Here is a 21969-nt window from a genome sequence, read left to right as displayed (position 1 = left end):
CATCGAAATTTATCGATGGCCTATTTCAGACTGTAATGGGCGGGCGCTTGCACTGGACAGACCGATAAAATGTTTGGCAACAAAACTGATTATTAGCTCGGTGGGCTTTTAAAAAGCGCTGCTCATGCGCTGGGGAGCACGTCGCGCCGTGCGTATAATAAGGCGGGTAACGCCAAAAATACGAGGCTCTGAGGGGATACCATGTCTCAAGAAACCATCCGCGCGGCCGAGCGTGCCGCGGGACAGGTGAACACCATGTCGACGTATGATCCGGACTCCGACCAGCTGCATGAGGAATGTGGCATTTTCGGCGTATGGGCGCCCGATCGCGACGTGGCTCGACTGACGTACTTTGGCCTGCGTGCGCTGCAGCACCGTGGCCAGGAATCGGCTGGAATCGCCGTGGGTGACGGCGGCACGGTTATGGTCCGCAAAGATCTGGGCCTGCTCGACCGCGTGTTCTCCAACGCCGACCTGTCGACGCTCTCCGGCCAGCTGGCCGTGGGTCATGTGCGCTACGGCACTGCCGGCGCCAAGAGCTGGGAAGCCTCTCAGCCGCACCTCTCTACCATCAACAGCGTCATTATCGCGCTCGCGCACAACGGCACCCTCGTCAACACCGACGAGCTGCGCCGTCAGCTGATCGAGCTGGGCGTGCCGTTCCTCTCCAATTCGGATTCCGAGGTCGCGACCAAGCTTATCGGCTACTTTACCCAGCGTACGGGCCACCTGCGCGAGGGTATTCGCAAGACCATGGAGCTCGTGCGCGGCGGCTACGCCATGACGCTCATCAACGAGCAGGCGCTCTACGCATTTCGCGATCCACACGGCATTCGCCCGCTCGTGCTGGGCAAGCTGGTGGACGAGGGCCTGGACCAGGCCGATGCCGCAGCCGTTTCGCAGCTGCCGTCGCAGGACGGCGCCGCGACGGTCGACTCCGCCGTCCGTGTCACGCGCGCCGGCGGCTGGGTCGTTGCTTCCGAGACCTGCGCACTCGACATCGTGGGTGCCGAGTACGTCCGTGACGTCCGTCCCGGCGAGATCTTGCGCATCAGCGCCGAGGGCCTGGTATCCGAGCAGGGCGTGCCTGCAGCCGAAGAGCCCGCCAACTGCATCTTTGAGCAGGTCTACTTTGCCCGCCCCGACTCCATCATGAACGGCAAGAGCGTCTATGCCTGCCGTTACGACATGGGTCGTCAGCTGGCACATGAGGAGCCTGTCGAGGCCGACCTGGTCATCGGCGTGCCCGACTCCGGCCTGCCGCCTGCGGAGGGGTATTCGCACGAGAGCGGTATTCCCTTTGGCGAGGGCCTTATCAAGAACCGCTACGTGGGCCGTACGTTTATTGAGCCTACGCAGGAGTTGCGCGCCATGGGCGTGCGTATGAAACTCAACCCGCTGCGCGACAACATCGAGGGCAAGCGCCTGGTCGTCATCGACGACTCCATCGTGCGCGGCACCACCATGGTGCAGCTCGTCAAGATGCTGCGCAACGCCGGCGCCAAGGAGATTCATATCCGCATCAACTCGCCCGAGGTCATCTGGCCGTGCTTCTACGGTATCGATACCGACGTGCAGTCGCAGCTTATCAGCGCCAACAAGACGGTCGACGAGATTTGCGAGTATATCGGCGCCGATTCGCTGGCCTTCCTTTCGGTCGAGGGCCTGCTTAAGGTCATGCCCAAGGGCGGTTACTGCGATGCGTGCTTTACCGGCCGCTACCCCGTGGCGATTCCCGAGAGCTTTGGCCGCGACAAGTTTATGGAGGGCTTTAAGCCCCGCAACCTGGACAAGCCGCTGCACTTTGACGACGACGCCGTGATCGAGAAATACGACGACCGCAGCTGGGAAGAGGAGCACGGCGAGGCATAAAACCTGCCATATGGGGACAGGTTTATTTTGGTAGGTTTTACCTGCTGTTTTGTTGATATGACGGCGCGTGCTGTTATGGCGCGCGCCGAAATGAACGCAACTATGAGCACCGTTTGGCGCCCGTGCGGCGCCACGGTAGTGGGAGAGGAAGGCTCAGATGAGCGACAGCAAGCATGTGACGTACGAGGACGCTGGCGTCGACACCGCCGAGGGCGGCCGCGCCGTCGACGCGATTAAGCAGATGGTCAAGGACACTAACCGTTCCGAGGTTATCGGTGGCATCGGCGGCTTTGGCGGCCTGTTCTCGGCCGCCGCGCTCAAGGATATGGAAGACCCGATCCTGATTAGCGGTACCGACGGCGTGGGCACCAAGCTCGTGCTCGCCCAGATCATGGACCGTCACGAGACGGTTGGCCAGGACCTGGTCGCTATGTGCGTCAACGATATTCTGGCTTCGGGCGCCGAGCCGCTGTTCTTCCTGGACTACGTTGCCATCGGTCACATCGAGGCCGAGCACATGGCAAAGATTATCAAGGGTGTGGCCGACGGCTGCAAGCTCGCGGGCTGCGCGCTCGTGGGCGGTGAGATGGCCGAGCACCCGGGCGTCATGGCTCCTGCCGACTACGACCTTGCCGGATTTACCGTGGGCGTCGTCGACCGTCCCAAGATGCTCGACCCCGCAAACGTCCGCCCGGGCGATGTGATCCTGGGCCTGCCTTCCACCGGCGTGCACTCCAACGGCTACTCGCTCGTGCGTAAGGTCATTGGCGTCGACGGCGTTAAGCCGGGCACGCCCGAGGCCGTCGCTAAGGCCGAGGAGCTGAGCCGTCCGCTCGAAGAGCTCGGCGGTGCATCGCTGGCAGACGCTCTGTTGGCCCCCACGCGCATCTACGTCAAGCCGATCCTGGAGCTGCTCCGCGGCGGCGCTCCGGTGCATGCCATCGCCCACATCACTGGCGGCGGTATTACCGAGAACCTCAACCGTGCACTCGCCGACGACGTCGACGCCGTGGTCACCCGCAACGGCGCCGAGATGGGTTGGGACGTTCCGCCCGTCATCACCTACGTGTCGCGTCAGGCCGAGCTCGCGCCCAACGAGGCATGCAAGACCTTCAACATGGGCGTCGGCCTGTGCCTGATCGTCGCCCCCGAGGACGAGGCCGCGGTTACCGAAGCCCTGGTCGCGCTGGGCGAGAAGCCGTTCCGCGTGGGCGAGTGCGTCGAGGGTTCCGGTAAGGTCGTGTACTCCGATGAGCGCTAACGAGCAGATGGCTGCTAGTGAGGGCCTGGGCTTTGTGCCCTACACCCGTCCGACCGGCACCGATACGGTCGAGCCGCTCAAGATCGGTGTGCTCATCAGCGGTTCGGGTACCAACCTGCAGGCGCTGATCGATCTGATCGCCGCCGGTAAGCTCAACGCCTCGATTGAGCTTGTGGTGTCGAGCCGTCCTTCGGCTAAGGGTTTGCAGCGCGCTGAGCGCGCGGGCATCCAGACGCTCACGCTGTCCAAGGATGTCTATGCCGACCCTATTGCCGCCGACGAGATCATCGCGCACGAGCTGCTCGAGCGCGGCTGCGAGTACGTGGTGATGGCCGGCTATATGCGCATGGTGCACACACCGCTGCTGGCGGCGTTTCCCAACCGCGTGGTCAACTTGCATCCGGCGCTGCTGCCGAGCTTTACCGGTGCGCATGCGATTGACGATGCCTTTGCGCGCGGCGTCAAGGTAACTGGCGTGACCGTGCATTTTGCCAACGAGGTCTACGACAACGGTCCCATCATCGCCCAGCGTGCGCTGGCTGTCGAGGAGGGCTGGGATGTCGACGCGCTCGAGGAGCACATCCACGCGATTGAGCACGTGCTGTATCCCGAGGTCGTGCAAATGCTCGCCGACGGCCGCGTCCACGTGCTGGAGAGCGGCAAGGTCGCAATTGATGCGCCCCGCGTCTAGCGGCGCACAGTACAATTTAGTTGAGTGGTCAGGGTGGTCATTGGCGCCAAGGCGCGCGTGGCCACCTTTTGTTTTGGGTAGTCATCGGGGACGTTCCTGAATGACTAGGTGAGAGAGGTGAGCGCATGGCGGATAACGAAGCGCTGTTTACGCCTGAGCTGGTGTTTTTTGATTGGGAGTGTGCGACGCCGGGTGAGGTGTTTGCGCAACTCGAGAGTGAGCTTGCTCCGCGCGGCTACATTGCCGACGGTTGGCTCGACGCCGTTCGCACGCGCGAGGATGCCTATCCCACGGGTCTTGCCATGCCGGCGGCAAACATTGCCATTCCGCATACCGATCCGGGGTTTGTGGCCAAGCCCTATATCGCGGTGGTGAAGCCCTCCGCGCCCGTGACATTTAACGCTATGGCTGGCATGGGCGCTCCGGTGCCGGCGCAGATCGTCATCAATCTGGGCATCGCCGAGCCGGGCGGCCAGGTCGAGGCTCTGCAGGCGCTCATGAACATCTTTATGGACGGCGATGCCGCAGCCGACGTGCTCGGCCAGACCACGCCGCAGGGCATGGTCGACGCCATCCGCCGCCACTTCTAAGGTGGGGCTAAGCCGGCACCTAGGGACGTTCCTTATGTGCCGGCACTTGGGGACTGTCCCTAACTGCCGGCAGAAAAGGAACGTCCCTAACTGCCGGCTGCCAGAGCTGTCCCCTTTGCACCAAAATGGTGCAGATTAACCTGTCCCCAATGCACCAAGCGTGCCGCGGGGGCTGCGTTGTGACACAATGGCGTTTGTTCGATTCGTTATGCGAAAGGCCAACTATGGCAAATAAGAAAAAGAACCCCGCACTCGAGCCGACGCCCGAGCAGCAGGCTCGCGCCGCCTCCAACTCTCGCAAGAAGCAGCGCAAGACCCGCGTGTCCAAGACCGTCAAGATCGTTCTGGTGGTCATCGGCGTGCTGGCGATGCTGCTTTCCGTCTCGGCGATGGCGTGCTCCGGCCTTATGTCGCAGGCCGAGGACACCTCGGGCTACAAGCTGACCGGCGGTGTTGCTGCTACTATCAACGGCACCAACCTCACCGAGGACACCGTGACCAAGCAGATCATGAGCATGCGCACGTCCTACGGCTACACCAAGGACAAGGACTGGGCGCAGTATCTGGTCGACAACGACCTCACGCCCAAGAAGTATCGCAAGCAACTCATCGACTCCTACACGCAGCAGATTCTGCTTCAACAGGCACAGAAGGAGAACGGCGTGACGGTGTCGGACGAGGAGGTCGAGAAGGCTTGGAAGGACGCGTGCAAGAGCGCGGGCGGTGCCAAGGCCTTTAAGAAGACCCTCAAGACCTACGGCTATACCGAGGATACCTACAAGGATTCGCTCAAGGAGAGTCTGGCGCAGCAGAAACTCAAGGATGCCGCCGCGCCCACGAGCAAACCCAAGGACAGCGAGATTGTCGATTACATCAACGAAAACCTGTCCAGCTACAACGACGCCCGTCGCTCGTCGAACATCCTGATCAAGGTTGATTCCGACGCTTCCGACGAGGACAAGGCTGCCGCCAAGGCCAAGGCGCAGGAGTGCCTGGACAAGATCAACTCCGGTGAGCTGAGCTTTGAGGACGCCGTTGAGCAGTACTCCGAGGACACCGGTTCCAAGGAGAAGAAGGGCGATGTGGGCTGGGATAAGCTCACCACCTTTGTCGACAGCTACCAGACGGCGCTCGAGGGGCTCAACAAGGGCGACGTGAGCGAAGTCATCGAGTCGACCTATGGCTACCACATCATCAAGTGCACCGACTACTTCCATGTCGATAATCAGGTTGATGACATCAACCAGGTGCCCAAGGCCATCAAGAAGTACGTCTCCAACGTGGTGAAGACGCAGGCGGCCAGTACCGCGTACAGTGAGTGGCTGGAGCAGTACAAGAAGGACGCCGACATTACCGTCAACCCCATGCCCAAGGACGTACCCTATAACGTGAGTCTGAAGGGCATCACCAAGAGTTCGACCGACGATTCGTCGACGACTGAGTAATCATGGGGCGGTGCTCGCGCGAGTGCCGCCCACGCTATTAGAGAGGATTTGCAGATGACCAACGAAGAGCTGCAGAAGGAAATGATCGCGGCCATGAAGGCCAAGGACAAGGTTCGCCTGTCCATCATTCGCCAGGTTAAGGCCGAGGTGAAGAATATCGAGGTCAATGAGCGCCGCGATGTGACCGAGGAAGACGTCAACAGCATGATCAAGCGTCTGATCAAGCAGACGAGCGAGACACTGGAGATGTCCATCAAGGCCGGCACCGACCAGGAGCGTACCGACAACCTGACCGAGCAGGTCAAGATTCTGGAGAGCCTGCTGCCCGCGCAGGTTTCGGGCGAGGAGCTCGAGGCTCTGATCGAGCAGGTCATCGCCGAGCTGGGCGCCACGTCCAAGAAGCAGATGGGCCAGGTTATGGGTGCACTCGGCAAGGCCACTGGCGGCAACTTCGATAAGCCGGCCGCGGCAAAGATCGTCGGAGCCAAACTCGCGTAATTTGTTACGCGGTTTTACCAAACCGCGTAACGGCTCGACGCTGCAAACCCGTACACGCGGCAATCTGACGTTCAATTTCAAGGGCGCGACCATAAGGTCTGCGCCCTTTCATTTCACGTCACCTTGCTCGCGTGTACGGGTTTTCGCTGACTTATGCTCAACAAGGGCGGTTGGGCGCTCACTGGGGACAGACTTAAATGAGTGCCCAATGAGTGGGTGGAAGATTGCGGGTTCTTTACGGGAATGTAGTGTGGGCTGCGGAAACGTGGTTCTTTCCGTACAATAGTTCAACTCGTGTAAACGCAGGGAAGGGACATTCATGGCAGACATGATCGAGATCAAGCATCTCAACAAGTACTTTGGCGACCTGCATGTGCTCAAAGATATCAACCTCACCGTCAAGCGCGGCGAGAAGCTCGTAATGATCGGGCCTTCCGGCTCGGGTAAGTCGACGCTCATCCGCTGTGTCGATTATCTTGAGGAGCCCACGTCGGGCGAGGTCATCATCGACGGTACGCCGCTCACTAAGAAGAATCACCTGGAAATGGCTCGCAAATATAGCTCCATGGTGTTTCAGCAGTTCAACCTGTATCCCAACATGACGGTGCTGGGCAATCTGACGCTCGCGCCCATCAAGCTGCAAAAGAAGAGCAAGGAGGAGGCGACCGAGATCGCCGTCGCCGCGCTCAAGCGCGTCGGCATGGCGCATAAGGCCGGCGAGTATCCGCAGAACCTCTCGGGCGGTCAGCAGCAGCGCATCGCCATCGCCCGTGCCCTGTGCACCAAGCAGCCCATCATCCTGTTTGACGAGCCGACCTCGGCGCTCGACCCCGAGATGGTCCAGGAGGTTCTGGACGTTATGATTGAGCTCGCGCAGGAGGACATCACCATGATCTGCGTGACGCACGAGATGGGCTTTGCGCGCCAGGTGGCCGACCGCGTCATCTTTATGGAGGACGGCCGCATCCTGGAGGAGGGCACGCCCGAGCACTTCTTCGATAACCCCGAGAACCCGCGCTGCCGCGAGTTCCTGTCCAAGATTCTGCACTAGGCGCGGTGATGGACATGACGGATATGACGAGGGCGGCCGTGTCGCGCCGTCACTTTTTGCAGCTGGCGGGCGCCGGCATGCTCGCGCTGACGGGGACCGCGCTCACCGGTTGCGGCAACTCCACCAGCGGCGAGGGTTCCGACAAGGGATCCAAGCTTGCGGCCATCAAGTCGCGCGGCCATCTGAATGCCGGCGTCAAGAAAGATGTTCCCGGCTACGGCTATTACGACACCGCCAAAGGCCGCTTTGAGGGCATGGAAGTCGATTTGTGCTACCAGATCGCCGCCGCTGTCTTTGGCGTGAGCTACAAGGAAGCCCGTGCCCAGGAGCTTGTCGAGTTTACCGACGTAACGCCCAAGACACGCGGCCCGCTGATCGATAACGGCCAACTCGACGTGGTCGCAGCGACCTACACCATCACCGACGAGCGCAAGAAGAGCTGGGATTTCTCGACGCCGTACCGCACCGACTACGTGGGACTCATGGTCAAGAAGCGTTCGGGCTTTACCTCGATTGAGGACCTGGACGGCAAGGTCATCGGCGTGAGCCAGGGTGCCACCACGCAGGGCCTGATCGAGCAGATGATCAAGGACAACGGCTTTAGCTGCAAGCCCGAGTTTAGGGCCTTTAGCGGCTACCCCATCATCAAGAGCTCGCTCGACGCCGGCAATATCGACGTCTTTGCCATGGACCGCTCCACGCTGGCCGGTTACATGAACGAGACCGTTGAGCTGTTGCAGCCCGAGGTCAAGTTTGGCGAGCAGGGCTACGGCGTGGCGACCAAGAAGGGCTGCGACCTTTCGGCCGTGGTCGATCAGGTGATTTGCGATCGTCTGGCCGACGGCTGGCTCGACCAAGAGGTCAAGACCTGGGGTCTTGTATAGGCGCATCGTCCAAGGAAGGAATCAAATGCTCGAAGGATTATTTGACGCCGACCGTTGGTCGACGACATTTCAAAACATGGGGCCCTTCTGGGAGGGCTTTGGCGTGACGCTACAGGTGGTCGTTGCCGGTCTGCTGCTGTCGCTGGTGCTGGGCACGCTGCTGGGTGTGTTCTCTACCACCCGTTCGCGCGTGCTGCGCGCCATAAGCCGCGTATACGTGGAGTTTTACCAGAACACCCCGTTGCCCGTGCAGGTGCTCTTTATGTACATGGCTGGTCCGCAGTTTTTGCAGGCCATAACCGGTGCCGACCAGCCGGTGCGCATCGCGCCGTTCGTGCTGGGCTTCTTGGGCGTGGGCCTGTATCACGCGGCCTACATCTCGGAGGTCATCCGCACCGGTATCGAGGCGGTTCCGCGCGGTCAGATGGAGGCGGCGCAGAGCCAGGGCTTCACCCGTGCGCAGGCGTACTGGTACATCGTGCTGCCCCAGACATTCAAGATCATTCTGCCGCCGCTGTGCAACCAGGCACTCAACCTAGTCAAGAACACGTCGGTGCTGGCGCTTGTGGCCGGCGGCGACCTTATGTACCGTTCCGACAACTTTGTGAGTCTGTACGGTTACCTGCAGGGATACATCGTCTGCTGCCTTATGTACTTCATCATCTGCTTTCCGCTCGCCATGCTGGTGCAGTGGCTCGAGCGCCGCTCCAAGGAGCGTCCGCGCGGCGTGAGCCTCGCCGAGCTGGGGCTCGACAACGTAGAGGAGGCCTAGCGCATGGAAATCTTCAACGCGACCAACCTGCTCTACATTTGGGGCGGCTTTGTTAAGACGATCGAGATCTCGGCGCTGTCGATCTTTTTCTCGCTCATCTTTGGCACGGTGCTGGCGCTTGTTAAAAGCTATGCGCCCCGCCCGTTCCGTATTTTGGTGAGTGCCTATATCGAGCTGTTCCGTTGCACGCCGAACCTGCTGTGGATCCTGTTTATCTACTTTACGGTGCAGGGCTTGGACATTGTGATTTCGACCATCGCCTTTACGCTGTTTACCAGCGCTGTTATGGCCGAGATTGTGCGCGGCGGCCTCAACTCGATTCCGCGCGGCCAGTTTGAGGCAGCGCAGAGCCAAGGCTTCGGCTTTTTTGCCACCATGCGCTACATCATTCTGCCGCAGACGTTTAAGACGATCATTCCGGCGCTGTTTAGCCAATGCACGACCGTCATTAAGGACAGCTCGTATCTTTCGGGCATTAACGTGGCCGAGCTCATGTACACGGCAAACGTCGTGATGGCCCACGCGATTGATCTGTCGCAGGTACTTATGCTCTACGGCCTGGTGTTTGCGATGTACTTTATGCTCAACTTTGGTATCTCGTTGTTGGTGAGGGCATATCAACGCCGCATCGTGGCCGCATAGTCCTGCTTCCCCAAGCACGGCACCTTGCCCCTCAATCGTCGCTTGCGTACATTTAGTACGCGGCGCTCCTCTTTCGGGGCAATCTGCCGCACTTGGGAAACCAGGACGGTCGTAAGTGACAAAATGGGAATCAGGAATTGCCTTTTCTCATTTGTTAGAAAGGAATCGCGATGAGCGATCTGGAGAACAAGAAGAGTCCTGTGGTCATTACCATCGCGCGCGACTTTGGTGCCGAGGGCCACGAGATCGGACGCATCCTCGCCAACGAGTTGGGGATTCCTCTGTACGACAACGAGCTGCTGGTGCGCGCGTCGCTGCGTGCGGGCGAGTCGCTCGATAAGATGGCCGCCTACGACGAGCGTCTGGCTGTGGAGAACATGGCGTTTCTGCCCGACCGCTACGACGCGCGCTCGTACTCGGACAAGTTGTTCCAAAAGATGAGCCAGGTGATTTTGGACCTGGGCGAGACCGAGAGTTGCATTATCGAAGGCCGCCTGTCCGATTATCTGCTTCACAACAACCCCAACCACATTGCCGTGTTGGTGACCGCACCCTTTGAGGACCGCGTCGAGATCGTGCGCAAGAAGCGCGGCCTTAACAAAAAGAAGGGCGCCAAGCTGGTCAAGCAGCAGCAGAAGGCGCGCGAGGCGTTCTACAAGCGCTACAGCGCCGGAAAGTGGAAGATGACGAGCGGCAAGGACATCGTCGTCAACCGCGCCAAGTTGGGCCGCGAGGGCTGTAAAGACGTCATCGCCGCAGCCTACCGCTATAAAGTGGCGCAGCTCGAAGGCTAGCCGACCAAAACCACCACAAAGGGGACAGGCACCTTTGTGGTGGTTTTTGTTTTAGGCTGAGGGGAAGGCCTTGGCGGCAGTGCCTATCCTCGGCTTTTGCATAGTCTCGATCTGTAACACCAAGCCAGCGAAAATGGCTCTAACTGTTACAGATTGAGATGAACCGTTCGGCCGTCAGCCCAACGTCTTGATCTGTAACACCAGGCGGCATATTTGGTCTCTAACTGTTACAGATTGAGATGCAGCGTGGCCGGCCGGCACAATATCTCAATCTGTAACAACTGCAGGGCTCAACGGACTCCAGCTGTTACAGATTGAGACAAAACGACCGGGCAAGTCCCAAACCACCACAAAGGTGCCTGCCCCATCGTGGTGGTTTGGGCGGCCGGCATAAAAAAGTCCCCGCCGGGCGTGTGCTCGACGGGGACTTTGCCGTTTGATGGCTAGCACTGCAGGTGATTACTCGCCCAGCAGGCTCTTGGTGATGGAAGCGGCGGCCTTCTTGCCGGCGCCCATCGCCAGAATGACCGTAGCGGCACCGGTGACGATGTCGCCGCCGGCCCAGATGCGGGGATCGGTGGTCTGGCCGGTCTCCTCGTCGGCAACGATGTAGCCCCACTTGTTGAGCTCCATCTTGCCGCCGATCTTCTTTGCGAAGGGGTTGGCGTTGGTGCCGATAGCCGAGATCGCGACGTCGCAGGGAATCTCCTCGATGGCGCCCTCGATGGGCACCGGGCGACGGCGGCCGGACTCGTCGGGCTCGCCGAGCTCCATCTTCTGGACCTTGACGGCGCACACGGAGCCGTCCTCGCCAGCGACAAACTCGAGCGGGGAGACGAGCGGCAGAACCTCGACGCCCTCGGCCTTAGCATGGTGCAGCTCGGCGCGACGGCAGGGCATCTCGTCCTCGGTACGACGGTAGGCGATGATGGCGTGCTCGGCGCCCAGGCGCTTGGCGGTACGGACGGCGTCCATAGCCACGTTGCCGCCACCAAAGACGACGACGTTCTTGCCGTGCTTGGTGGGGGTGTCGTACTCGGGGAACTTGTTGGCCTTCATCAGGTTCACGCGGGTGAGGTACTCGTTGGCGAAGAAGACGTTGGGCAGGTTCTCGCCGGGGACGTTGAGGAACTTGGGCAGGCCAGCGCCGGTCGCCACGTAGATGGCGTCGAAGCCCTGCTCGAACAGCTCCTCGGCCGTGGCCATGTTGCCCACGACGGAGTTGTACTCAAACTTGACGCCCATGTCCTCCAGGCCGTCAATCTCGCGCTTGACGACCGCCTTGGGCAGACGGAACTCGGGGATGCCGTAGACCAGCACGCCGCCGCCGGTAAAGAAGGCCTCAAAGACGGTGACGTCAAAGCCGTTACGGGCGAGCTCGCCGGCGCAGGTGATGCCGGACGGGCCAGAGCCCACGACGGCGACCTTCTTGCCGTTCTTGGGGGCCATCTTGGGCGTGGAGGCGAGCTCGGGGCGGTCACCCAGGAAGCGCTCGAGCTGGCCGATGGCCACGGGCTCGGACTTCTTACCACGGATGCACTTGCCCTCGCACTGGTTCTCCTGCGGGCAGACGCGACCGCAGATGGCGGGAAGCATGGAGTCCTCGCGGATGGTATCGAGAGCGCCGCCGAAGTCCTTCGCGCGGATCTGCTCGATAAAGCGGGGAATGTTGATGTTGACGGGGCAGCCCTCAACACAGAACGGCTTCTTGCAGTTGAGACAGCGCTCGGCCTCGGCCAGCGCCATCTCCTCGGTGAAGCCCTTGTCGACGGGGCGGAAGTCGCAGGCGCGCTCGGCAGCCGGCTCCTCGTTATCGGGGGTGCGGGGCGACTTCATATCGGCAACGAAACGACCGTTAACTAGTGGCATGCGCAGCTCTTTTCCTCATAGGCCTTGAGGGACGCGCCCTCTTCGGAACGGTAAGCGGCCTGGCGGGCACGAAGGTCATCCCAGTCGACCAGGGTGGCATCGAAGTCGGGGCCGTCGACGCAAGCGAACTTGGTCACGCCGCCCACCTCGACGCGGCAGCAGCCGCACATACCGGTGCCGTCAACCATGATGGGGTTGAGCGACGCGGTGATGGGGGTGTCGTACTTCTGGGCGGTGAGGGTCGAGAACTTCATCATCGGAACGGGGCCGACGCAGAAGACCTGGCTCACGGCCTTGTCCTGCAGCAGGCGCTCCAGCGGAGCGGTGACAACGCCCTGCTCGCCATAGGAGCCGTCGTCAGTGGTGATGTGGATGTGGTCCTCGTCGAGGAGCTCGCGGAACTGGTCCTCCATGAGCAGGAGGTCCTTGGTGCGGGCGCCCATGATGGCGTGCACCTCGTGGCCGGTCTCGACCAGGTGCTTGGCGACCGGGAAGGCAATTGCCAGGCCGACGCCGCCGCCAATGACGGCGCAGGGGCCCTCAGCCATCTCGGTGGGAACGCCCAGCGGGCCCACGACGTCGCGCAGCGACTCGCCGGCCTCGTAGGTGGAAAGCATCTCGGTGGTCTTGCCGATCACCATGAAGATGAACTCGACCCAGCCCTCGTCACCGTTCCAGCCGGCCAGGGTAAACGGGACACGTTCGCCCGTCTCGTTGGCGCGAACCATGAGGAACTGTCCAGCGTGCGCATGCTTGGCGATTGCAGGCGCCTCGATGCGGAACTTGAACACCTTCTCCGAGAACTGCGTCTTCTCCAGGATCTTATACATAGAACCCCTCTCTTGTTAGGGCCGCCGAACCGTGCCTCCACGGAAATGGACGGTAGCCCGAATAAAACCGTACGCGCACAGGCGTTGTGCAGACATACGGTGCAAATTATACCCTCATGGACATGTCGCTTACGTGTGTCTTCGGCGGTCGGGAAAAGGGTTTATCCACTTCGGCCTACCAAAGGGGGAGAGGTTTATTTTGGCAGGTTTTATCAGGCAAAACGGCAAAGGGGGCCGGCCTCGCGCATCGGTGAGGCCGGCCCCCTTTGGGGCGTTATGCATGTATGGTGGCAGCGTGTTTATTGCGATGTGCCGACTGCGGCGTTTACGCAGATAAAACCTGCCGAAATAAACCTGTCCCTAAATGGTAGGTTTTAGTGCTTGCCGTTGGCGGAGGCGGAGCCGTTGACGTGGTCGCGGGCATAGATCACGCCGTGCACGATTGCCAGGCCGGCGGCGTCTGCGGCGCGGGCGCAGGTGTCCTGGAAGTCCTCGGCCTCGCGGGCGCGCAGCTGCTTGAGCACGTAGTCGGCGACAGCCATCTTGCCGGGAGGGTTGCCGATACCGGTGCGGATGCGGCTGAAGTCGCGGCTGCCCATCTTGTCGATGATGGAGCGCAGGCCGTTGTGGCCGGCGTGGCCGCCGCCCACCTTAACACGCACATCGCCGGCGGGAATATCGAGCTCGTCGTGGATTACGAGCAGCTCCTCGGCCTTGATTTTGTACTCGCGGCAGAGCTTGGAGATGGGGCCGCCCGAGGTGTTCATGTATGACTGCGGCTTGACCAGCACAATCTGGCGCTTGCCGCCCTCTTCCTCGGCATCGTTGATATTGATGAGCGCGACCTCGGCGCCGGCCTGGTTTTTCCAGTACGTGACGCCGGCCTGACGGGCCAGCTCATCGATCGCCTTAAAGCCGGCGTTGTGGCGGGTCTCGGCATATTCCTCACCCGGGTTGCCGAGTCCGGCAACCATGCGAATCTTAAGCGGCTGTGCAGCTGCCATAGGCTTCCTTTCGTTACATAAGTAGTTCGTTCAACGACAAAGGCTACCACGCCCGCCGAAGGCGAGACTTCGTTTCAGCGAAATCCCACCAGACAAAAGCGCGGCCGCGGCAGAGCGAGCCGCCGGAACAGAAGAAACCCCCGCGCGACCTTTGCGAAGCAAGGGGGAGCGCGGGGGTTTCTTCTGTTCCGGCGGCGATGCGCCGGGTTGCAAGGACGATGCGACTACAGCGCGAAGTCGCCGCCGACGAGCGTGGAGACGGGCTCCTCGTGGTAAACGGCGGAGATGGCCTGAGCGAACTCCTCGGCGACCGAGATAGTCTTGATCTTGCCGCCGACCTCGACGGGGATGGCGTCGGTGACGACGCACTCGACGATGGGGGCATCGTTCAGGCGCTCGATGGCCGGACCGGAGAAGATGCCGTGGGTGGCGCAGACGTAGATGTCGCCGGCGCCCATAGCCTTGAGCTCCTTGACGTTGGCGCACAGGGTGCCAGCAGTGTCGATCATGTCGTCGTTGATGATGCAGGTCTTGCCCTTGATGTCACCGATGATGCCCATGACCTCGGCGGCGTTGTGGCGCGGACGGCCCTTGTGGGCGATGGCCAGGTCGCAGCCGAGCATGTCGGACAGCTTCTTGGCGGCCTTGGCGCGACCCACGTCGGGGGAGACGACAACCAGGTTGTCGGTGTCGAAGTGCATGTCGTTGTAGTACTGGCCAAATAGCGGCAGTGCGGACAGGTGGTTAACCGGGATATCGAAGAAGCCCTGGATCTGGCCCTGGTGCAGGTCGAGGGTGATGATGCGGTTGACGCCGGCACGCTCGAGCAGGTTGGCGACGAGGCGGGCGGTGATGGGCTCGCGCGGGCCGGCCTTGCGGTCCTGGCGGGCATAGCCGTAGTGGGTGATAACGGCGGTGATGGAGCGGGCGGATGCGCGCTTGGCAGCGTCGGTGGCGATGAGCAGCTCCATGAGCATGTCGTTGACGTTGCCGCCGGCCACGGACTGAATCAGGAAGACGTCGGCGCCGCGGACGGTCTCGTCGTAGCGGGCGTAAATCTCACCATTGGCGAACTGCTTTAGCGTAAGGCCCGAAAGCTCGACCCCAAGGTACTCAGCAATCTTCTGAGCGAGGGGACGGTTGGAGGAACCGGAATACACGCGGATGGACTTGCGCATATTCTCCGACTTCTCGGGATCATTAATCGGCATTACCCTTCTCCTTTATACATCGAATGCCATATAGATGCCTTGTTGCATTGTAACCGCGCGGCGGGGTTTATCGGGTCTTGATAACGTCTTTACCGCCAACGGACACGAACCGACCACTCATCCGGTTGCGCAGGTCACGATAGAAAAAGGAGCCGCCCCCATGGAGCAGCTCCTTTTGTGCTTGGTAAAACGTTATACCTCGTCGTCCTCGTGCAGGCGGCGGCGGTAATCGGCGGCCCAGCCCTCAATATTTACCTGACGGGCGCGGCCCAGACCGAGCGCGTCTGCCGGGACCGGCTCGGTGATGACGGAGCCGGCGGCCACGAGAGCACCGTCGCCGATCTGGGCGGGCGCGACCATCATGGTGTCGGAGCCAATGAAGGCGTCCTTGCCGATGACGGTCTTGTGCTTGTGCACGCCATCGTAGTTGCAGGTGATGGAGCCCGCGCCCACGTTGACGCCGGAGCCCATGGTGGTGTCGCCGATGTAGGACAGGTGGGGCACCTTGGAACCCTCGCCGATCGTGGACTTCTTGATCTCCACGTGCGTGCCGGCCTTGGAGCCGTCGAGCATGTGGGTGCCCGGGCGCAGGTAGGCGCGCGGGCCGCAGTCGACGCCGTTCTCGATGACGGCCTCAATGGCGATGGTCTCATCGATGGTGCAGCCGCTGCCGACGGTGGTGTCGGTGAGGCGGCTGTTGGGACCGAGCTGGCACTCCTCGCCCACGGTGACGTGGCCGATCAGGTGCGTCTGCGGCCACACGACGGTATCGCGGCCGATAACGGCATCGGGGCCGATCCAGGCCTGTGTGGGGTCGATGAAGGTAACGCCCTCGGCCATCCAGTGCTCGTTGATGCGGTCGCGCGCGATGGCGGTGAGCTGTGCGAGCTGGATGCGGCTGTTGACGCCCAGGCCGTCGCGGTAGTCGTCGCAGTGGAAGATGGAGACAGCCTGGCCGTGGCCTTTGAGGATCTCGAGCATGTCGGGCAGGTAGTACTCGGATTGCGCGTTGTCGTTGCCGATCTCGTTGATGTGGGCGGCGAGCTGCGTGCCGTCAAATGCGTAGCAGCCGGCGTTGCACTCCAGCAGCGTGGCGGCCTGCTCGGGCGTGCAGTCCTTCTGCTCGATGATGCGCTCGATCTGACCATCGGCGCCCAGCTTGATGCGGCCGTAGCCGAAAGGATCGGGCGGGGTCATGGTCATGACGGTGCAGGCGAGCTCGCCGGTGGCGACGGTTTGCGCGAACTTGGCGACGGTGTCGGCGGTGATGAGCGGCAGGTCGCCGTTGAGCACGACGACGGGGCCTTGCGTGATGCCGCAGGCCTCGAGCGCGACCTTTACGGCGTGGCCGGTGCCCAGGCGCTCGGTCTGCTCGACGCACTCGACCTTGGTGGCGCTGTTGGCGTAGGCGCCGTCGATGAGGGCGCGCATCTCGTCGGCGTGGCTGCCGATGACGACCACGACGCGGCTGCAGCCGGCCTTGATGGTAGCGTCGACGATCCACTGGACCATGGGCTTACCCAGGATCTTGTGCGAAACCTTGCAGTGGTTCGACTTCATGCGGGTGCCCTCGCCGGCAGCGAGGATAATTGCGGTTGCGTCCATGTGATCTCCTGTTACGTTATAGAGACGTGTGTTTGGAAACGATACACGGCGCAATATGATACCGCAGGCATATGACGAGCGCGTAACGATTGGTTTGCGGCGGTTGAGGCTTGCGCCGCCGGCGTGGCGTTTGCACTGCGTGCGTGCGGCGTTGGCGGTGCTGCGGAGCTGTTGTTTGAGCGAGGGAACGGGGGTGCCCGTGGATAACATACGAGAGGAGTTTGGCGGCGGGCCCGTCGCGGCATTCTCGATGTCGCATCCGGCTGTGCCGGCACTCTATATAGTGCTGACGCTGGGGCTCACTATGTTCTCGATGCAGCCGGTACTGATCGCGCTGTCGCTCGCAGGCGGGCTGGCGTATGGATTTGCGACGCGTGGGGCTGCCCGCACGCTGGGCGCGCTCCGCTGGCAGCTGCCGGTGATTTTGATCGTCGCGCTGCTCAATCCGCTGTTTAGCGCCTCGGGTTCGACGGAGCTGTTCCGTATTGGCATGCGCGCGGTGTATCTGGAGAGCATGGTATACGGCCTGTGCATGGGCGGGCTGTTTGTGGCGAGCGTGTTGTGGTTTGAGGCGGCGGCATCGATGCTCGAATACGACAAGGTACTCGCGCTGCTGGGCAATGCCGCGCCGGTGATTGCGCTCATGATCTCGATGTGCATGAGGCTTATCCCGCAGTTTTTGCGCCGCGGTCGTACGGTGCTGGCGGTGCAGGATGCGATTGATGTGCCGGGCAGCGCGCCGGCCGACCCCGTGCGTTCGCGTTTGCGGGCATCGAGTGTGTTGATGGGCTGGGGCATGGAAGATTCGCTGGAGCGCGCGGACGCGATGCGCTCGCGCGGGTGGGGTGCCGCGACGCGTCGTACGACGTATGCGCGGTATCGACTGGGGCGCAGCGACGTTGCCGCGCTGGCTGGGCTTGCGGTGTTTGGTGCCGCCGCGGTGGCGGTGGCATGGACCGCGACAACGCAGTATTCGTTTTATCCGCAGCTCTCGGTGCCGGCGCCGTGGCGGGGCTATGTCGTGTACGCTGCCTGGATGATGCTGCCTTGCGCGTCGCACGCGATTGATGAGAAGAGGTTTGGCTGATGGCTCGGTTGGATAGGGGCCCGGTGTCGGGCGCGGCGTGCGGCCCGGATATTCCGGCGATTGAGGTGCAGGGCCTTAGTTTTGCCTATCCCGGGGCCGAGGCACCGGTGCTCGAGGGGCTTGATTGGCGTGTTCCCCAAGGTGCATTTGCGCTGCTTGTTGGCGGTACCGGTTCGGGCAAGTCGACGCTGCTGTCGCTGCTCAAGCCCGAGATCGCGCCGGCGGGCGAGCGCACTGGTGATGCGCGCGTGCTGGGCGAGAACGTTGCCGACATGGACGTGCGGGCATCGGCGGAGCGCGTGGGCTATGTGTTCCAGGATCCCGAGAACCAGATCGTGTGCGAAACCGTGTGGCACGAGATGGCGTTTGGCCTGGAAAACTTGGGGCTAGCACGTGATGAGATGCGCCGTCGCGTAGCTGAGACCAGCTATTTCTTTGGTCTGGAGGACTGGCTTCATCGCGATACCGATACGCTTTCGGGCGGCCGCAAGCAGCTGCTGTCGCTTGCCGCCGTCCTGGCGCTGCGTCCGCGTGTGCTGCTACTCGACGAGCCCACGTCTCAGCTCGATCCCGTTGCCGAGAAGAATTTTCTGCACGCGCTGTTTCGCGTGAACCGTGAGTTGGGCTGCACGGTTGTTGTGGCTACGCATCAACCGCGTCCAATGCTCGAGTATGCGACGTGTGCGTACCGGATTGAGGACGGTCGCGTGCGCGAGGTGGCGGATATGGCTTCTTTGGGACGCCGAGAATCGTTGTTTTCCGACGACATGTTGGGGTGGGGTGCCGTCCGATGTGCAAAAAACGGAGTATTCAGCAGGCGTGAGGACAATTTGGGCTCTCTGGAGCCGCCCGGGGACGTATCGAGCGCGAAAAAAAGTTCGGAATTGGACAAATCGTCCGAATTTGTGGCGCAAACGTCGCTCGAGAACGGCTCGGAAGCCTTCCCGCGCACGGATGGGAGCAGAATACTCCAAAAAATGCACGGCGGGTCGGCTACCACCCTGGCAGGGAGCTGGTTTCGCTACGATCGCGCGGGCGGTTGGGTGCTGCGCGGGCTCGACGTGGCGTTTTCGGCCGGTGCGGTGCATGCGGTCGTGGGCGGCAACGGATGCGGTAAGTCGACGATGCTCTCGGTGCTGGCGAAGACCGCCAAGCTGCAGCGCGGCCGCATGGTGCGCGGAGCGGCCTCGGCGGCGCTGCTGCCTCAGAACCCCAAAGCATTGCTGGTTGCCGAGACGGTTCACGATGAGCTGATGGAATGGGCCTCGACCTGCGGATATGACGAGAACTTGGCGCGGGAGCGTGCGGCGCAACTGGGATTGGACGGCCTGGAGACGCGTCACCCCTACGACCTCTCGGGCGGACAGCGCCAGCTGCTCGCGCTGGCAAAGCTGCTGCTGATTGGCCCCGAGCTGCTGCTGCTTGACGAGCCCACGAAGGGCTTGGACCTGGAGAGCCGCCGCATCATCGCTCGCGCCCTGCGTGACCATGCGAAGGCTGGCGGCACCGTCATCATGGCAACGCACGACCTGGATTTTGCCGAGCAGGTAGCCGACGACATCGCCATGATGTTTGATGGCGAGATCGCCTGCATGGAGCCGCCGACCGACTTCTTTGCCGACAACGTGTTTTATAGGGCGTGAGCGGGTTCGCGGGCGAGAACGGTCTTACTGCTTGAGCGCCGTGTACTGCTGAAGGAGCGCCATGAGCCCAACGCGGCTGTTGACCTGTGTTTTTCGAAAGATGTTCTCCAGATGCTTTTTAACGGTGCCAGTGCTGATGGAGAGCTCTTCGGCGATGGCCGCGTTGTCCATGCCCGATAACACGCAACGACACACATCGATTTCGCGCGCTGAGACGTCGTAGTCGTGAGCAAATACGATTTCAGACGAGCTGCGGTCGGCGCGCACACGCCATTTTGATAGTCGGTTCGTGAGGTGTGGTTCGATGAGCTCAAGGATTTGAACTTCGCGATCGCTAAAGTCGCCCTCTTCTTTCTTGCGATTAAGATTGAGCGATCCCAAAAAGCCCTCGTCATTAAAGAAACTGACGTTGACGACGTGGCGGCCGCCAAGATAATCCTTCATATAACTGCTGTCGATATCGCCAGGGCTGAGCTGATCGGACTCGCGCAGCACCGTCGAGCGCGTAAGATTGCGGTGGGCGACGATCATGTCCTGCTGCCAGTACTTTTCGGTGTAGAGCTCGAGCATCCCAGCGGGGACATCGATGCCAAGAGGGTCAAGAAAGACGCGCGTTTTCCATTCTTGCGGGGTGGATACGAGATCCCTGGAAAGGTCGCTCAGGAAAAATGCAGCCGACTCGTAGGGGATGAGAAAACGCAGCTTTTTGAGGACGGTCGAGCGAAACTCGCGGTCGCTGTCGATGGAATTAATCGAAAGCACGAGATCGTTTAAGCAGAGCCATTCAGAATCGGACAAAAAGCTCAAGATGACCTCCGATGAGATTGCGTAGTGGTTTAGCTGGCATTTTAGTTAATTTGCGTAGAGATACTACTCCTTTTTTCGAATGATGATAAGCCGTTAGCCGAATGGTTTCGGTGAGGGGCCAATCGCAAAATATGAATACCTAAGAGCCAGGGCCCGGTTCTCCAAGCTGTTTGATTATTCCGACTTATTAAAGGAGTCATCATGGAAGAGAAGCTTCCTTCATGGCGTTGGGCGATTGTTTCAGTCGTTTGCTTGCTGTGCTTTATGGCTAACTACATGCAGTACCAGGTCTCAGCACTCGCCGTCGAGGTCATGCCTATGCTCAATATCGATACCGTCGGCTTTTCGATGCTGTTCCTCGTTCCTATGCTTACCGCCGTTTTCTTCTCAATTCCGCTGGGTGCCCTTGGTGACCGTATCGGTTCTAAGAAAGTTGTCACGGTTTGCACCGCAATTTCGGTTGCCGGCGGTTTTCTCCGTTGCTTTACGCTCGATTCGTTCACGATGCAGATGACATCGATGTTCCTGATTGGCATGGGAATCTCGGCACTCAACGCCAACCTCATCAAGGTGCTCGGCACCTGGTTCCGTGAACAGACTGGTTTCGCCATGGGCTTGTTCTACGCGGCTTCGTGCGTTGCCATCGTTGTCGCTCAGATCTGCGCTGGCTTGTTCGGCAGCGTCTTTAACTCTTATATGGTCGCTGCTGTCGTCATGACCATTTCCTGGGTTCTTTGGATTGTGCTTGACCGAGATGTGCCCGAGGGGCAATCGCTCCCCGAGCCCGAGCCCGTGCTCGACTACATCAAGGTTGCTATCAAGAGTCCTGGCGTGTGGCTAATCTCCATCGGCGTCGGTTTTGGACTTGCCTCTACCACTGCCTATGCCGGTTTCCTGCCTCAGGCGCTTCAGCTTGGCAAGGGCATAGACGTCGCCACTGCTGGTTTCATGGCCGCAATTGTTACCGTTGGCAGCTTTTTCGGCTGCATCGTTGGGCCTGCGTTCTGCGATAAGCTTGGAAAGTTCAAGGGTTTTCTCATCGTCACTACTCTCATCGGTGCCATATCGATGTTCGTGACGTGGTACACCCCGGTTGGTTTCCTTCTGTGGACGATTTTGGTCATCAATGGCTTCTTTACCGCCATCAACGGCCCGATCATGCAGTCCATGCCTGTCCTCCTTTCCGAGATTGGTGATAAGTATGCTGGCTCCGCTGGCGGTATCGTAGGCACCATTTCCCTGCTCATGAGCTATTTCCTGCCTATCGGTATCTCCGCCATTGCCGGTGCCGATTACACTATGAACATGGGTCTCGAGAGCCTCTGCTTCCTGCTTTCCGTGGTTCCGGTTTTCTTCCTGCCCGAGCTCGGCCGCAAGGCCATGCAGGCTGCCGCCGCCAAGGACGGTGAGTAG

The 21969-nt window shown here is 60.9% G+C and carries 20 protein-coding genes; 14 read left to right on the top strand and 6 right to left on the bottom strand.

Annotation, left to right across the window (positions count from 1 at the left end; all coding sequences use genetic code 11):
* Window positions 1-201: 201 nt before the first annotated feature.
* From purF to DWY03_RS07610, 11 genes are all read left to right on the top strand, one after another.
* Window positions 202-1872, top strand: coding sequence for an amidophosphoribosyltransferase (gene purF, locus DWY03_RS07660; RefSeq protein ID WP_117564038.1), 1671 nt, complete (start codon window positions 202-204; stop codon window positions 1870-1872).
* A gap of 157 nt (window positions 1873-2029) precedes the next feature.
* Window positions 2030-3133, top strand: coding sequence for a phosphoribosylformylglycinamidine cyclo-ligase (gene purM, locus DWY03_RS07655; protein ID WP_117647777.1), 1104 nt, complete (start codon window positions 2030-2032; stop codon window positions 3131-3133).
* A complete protein-coding gene (gene purN / locus DWY03_RS07650; RefSeq protein WP_117840358.1) occupies window positions 3123-3824 on the top strand; it encodes a phosphoribosylglycinamide formyltransferase in 702 nt (233 codons plus the stop codon). Before purM ends, purN begins: the two co-directional genes overlap by 11 nt.
* A gap of 125 nt (window positions 3825-3949) precedes the next feature.
* Window positions 3950-4414 carry a PTS sugar transporter subunit IIA gene (locus DWY03_RS07645; RefSeq protein WP_117840357.1) on the top strand — a complete coding sequence of 155 codons (465 nt, stop codon included), beginning with the start codon at window positions 3950-3952 and terminating at the stop codon, window positions 4412-4414.
* A gap of 224 nt (window positions 4415-4638) precedes the next feature.
* The gene (locus DWY03_RS07640; RefSeq protein WP_117840356.1) at window positions 4639-5859 is read left to right on the top strand and encodes a peptidylprolyl isomerase; all 1221 of its coding nucleotides are present in this window, start codon (window positions 4639-4641) and stop codon (window positions 5857-5859) included.
* A gap of 54 nt (window positions 5860-5913) precedes the next feature.
* A complete protein-coding gene (locus DWY03_RS07635; RefSeq protein ID WP_006235801.1) occupies window positions 5914-6357 on the top strand; it encodes a GatB/YqeY domain-containing protein in 444 nt (147 codons plus the stop codon).
* A 319-nt stretch (window positions 6358-6676) separates the two neighbouring features.
* On the top strand, window positions 6677-7408 hold the full coding sequence (locus DWY03_RS07630) for an amino acid ABC transporter ATP-binding protein (RefSeq protein WP_117803476.1): 732 nt from the start codon (window positions 6677-6679) through the stop codon (window positions 7406-7408).
* An 8-nt stretch (window positions 7409-7416) separates the two neighbouring features.
* The gene (locus DWY03_RS07625; RefSeq protein WP_082435536.1) at window positions 7417-8292 is read left to right on the top strand and encodes a transporter substrate-binding domain-containing protein; all 876 of its coding nucleotides are present in this window, start codon (window positions 7417-7419) and stop codon (window positions 8290-8292) included.
* A 25-nt stretch (window positions 8293-8317) separates the two neighbouring features.
* A complete protein-coding gene (locus tag DWY03_RS07620; RefSeq protein WP_035136546.1) occupies window positions 8318-9064 on the top strand; it encodes an amino acid ABC transporter permease in 747 nt (248 codons plus the stop codon).
* Between the two features lie 3 nt (window positions 9065-9067).
* A complete protein-coding gene (locus tag DWY03_RS07615) occupies window positions 9068-9706 on the top strand; it encodes an amino acid ABC transporter permease (RefSeq protein ID WP_117840355.1) in 639 nt (212 codons plus the stop codon).
* Window positions 9707-9876: 170 nt separating this feature from the next.
* Window positions 9877-10500, top strand: coding sequence for an AAA family ATPase (locus DWY03_RS07610; protein WP_117840354.1), 624 nt, complete (start codon window positions 9877-9879; stop codon window positions 10498-10500).
* Window positions 10501-10959: 459 nt separating this feature from the next.
* Here the strand turns inward: DWY03_RS07610 and gltA are convergent, their stop codons facing one another.
* The 5 genes from gltA to glmU all read right to left on the bottom strand — a co-directional run bounded on the left by gltA (window position 10960) and on the right by glmU (window position 17019).
* Window positions 10960-12369: an NADPH-dependent glutamate synthase gene (gltA, locus tag DWY03_RS07605; RefSeq protein WP_022094914.1), complete on the bottom strand. Its 1410-nt coding sequence runs from the start codon at window positions 12367-12369 to the stop codon at window positions 10960-10962.
* Window positions 12360-13199 (bottom strand): sulfide/dihydroorotate dehydrogenase-like FAD/NAD-binding protein, encoded by an 840-nt coding sequence (locus tag DWY03_RS07600; protein ID WP_117647773.1) that lies wholly within the window; start codon window positions 13197-13199, stop codon window positions 12360-12362. Before DWY03_RS07600 ends, gltA begins: the two co-directional genes overlap by 10 nt.
* 374 nt (window positions 13200-13573) lie before the next feature.
* Window positions 13574-14203 carry an aminoacyl-tRNA hydrolase gene (pth, locus tag DWY03_RS07595; protein WP_192934494.1) on the bottom strand — a complete coding sequence of 210 codons (630 nt, stop codon included), beginning with the start codon at window positions 14201-14203 and terminating at the stop codon, window positions 13574-13576.
* Between the two features lie 224 nt (window positions 14204-14427).
* Complete coding sequence (locus DWY03_RS07590) at window positions 14428-15414, bottom strand: ribose-phosphate pyrophosphokinase (protein ID WP_089573682.1); 987 nt, start codon at window positions 15412-15414, stop codon at window positions 14428-14430.
* 192 nt (window positions 15415-15606) lie between these two features.
* Window positions 15607-17019, bottom strand: coding sequence for a bifunctional UDP-N-acetylglucosamine diphosphorylase/glucosamine-1-phosphate N-acetyltransferase GlmU (glmU, locus tag DWY03_RS07585; protein ID WP_117646163.1), 1413 nt, complete (start codon window positions 17017-17019; stop codon window positions 15607-15609).
* Window positions 17020-17218: 199 nt separating this feature from the next.
* On the opposite strand from glmU, the gene DWY03_RS07580 reads away from it, so the two are divergent.
* Complete coding sequence (locus DWY03_RS07580; RefSeq protein WP_231500817.1) at window positions 17219-18106, top strand: energy-coupling factor transporter transmembrane protein EcfT; 888 nt, start codon at window positions 17219-17221, stop codon at window positions 18104-18106.
* Window positions 18106-19749, top strand: a complete 1644-nt coding sequence (locus DWY03_RS07575) for an ABC transporter ATP-binding protein (protein ID WP_117840353.1) — start codon at window positions 18106-18108, stop codon at window positions 19747-19749. The genes DWY03_RS07580 and DWY03_RS07575 overlap by 1 nt, the downstream gene beginning before the upstream one ends.
* Before the next feature lie 24 nt (window positions 19750-19773).
* Here DWY03_RS07575 and DWY03_RS07570 read toward each other — a convergent pair whose 3' ends face one another.
* A complete protein-coding gene (locus tag DWY03_RS07570) occupies window positions 19774-20547 on the bottom strand; it encodes a helix-turn-helix transcriptional regulator (RefSeq protein WP_124785727.1) in 774 nt (257 codons plus the stop codon).
* A 210-nt stretch (window positions 20548-20757) separates the two neighbouring features.
* Between DWY03_RS07570 and DWY03_RS07565 the strand changes: the two genes are divergently transcribed.
* The gene (locus DWY03_RS07565) at window positions 20758-21969 is read left to right on the top strand and encodes a nitrate/nitrite transporter (protein ID WP_117840352.1); all 1212 of its coding nucleotides are present in this window, start codon (window positions 20758-20760) and stop codon (window positions 21967-21969) included.

This window comes from Collinsella sp. AF23-2, assembly GCF_003459245.1.
Classification (GTDB): domain Bacteria; phylum Actinomycetota; class Coriobacteriia; order Coriobacteriales; family Coriobacteriaceae; genus Collinsella.
Note: the sequence above shows the minus strand (reverse complement) of the source record. Positions and strands in the feature narration are given on the sequence as shown.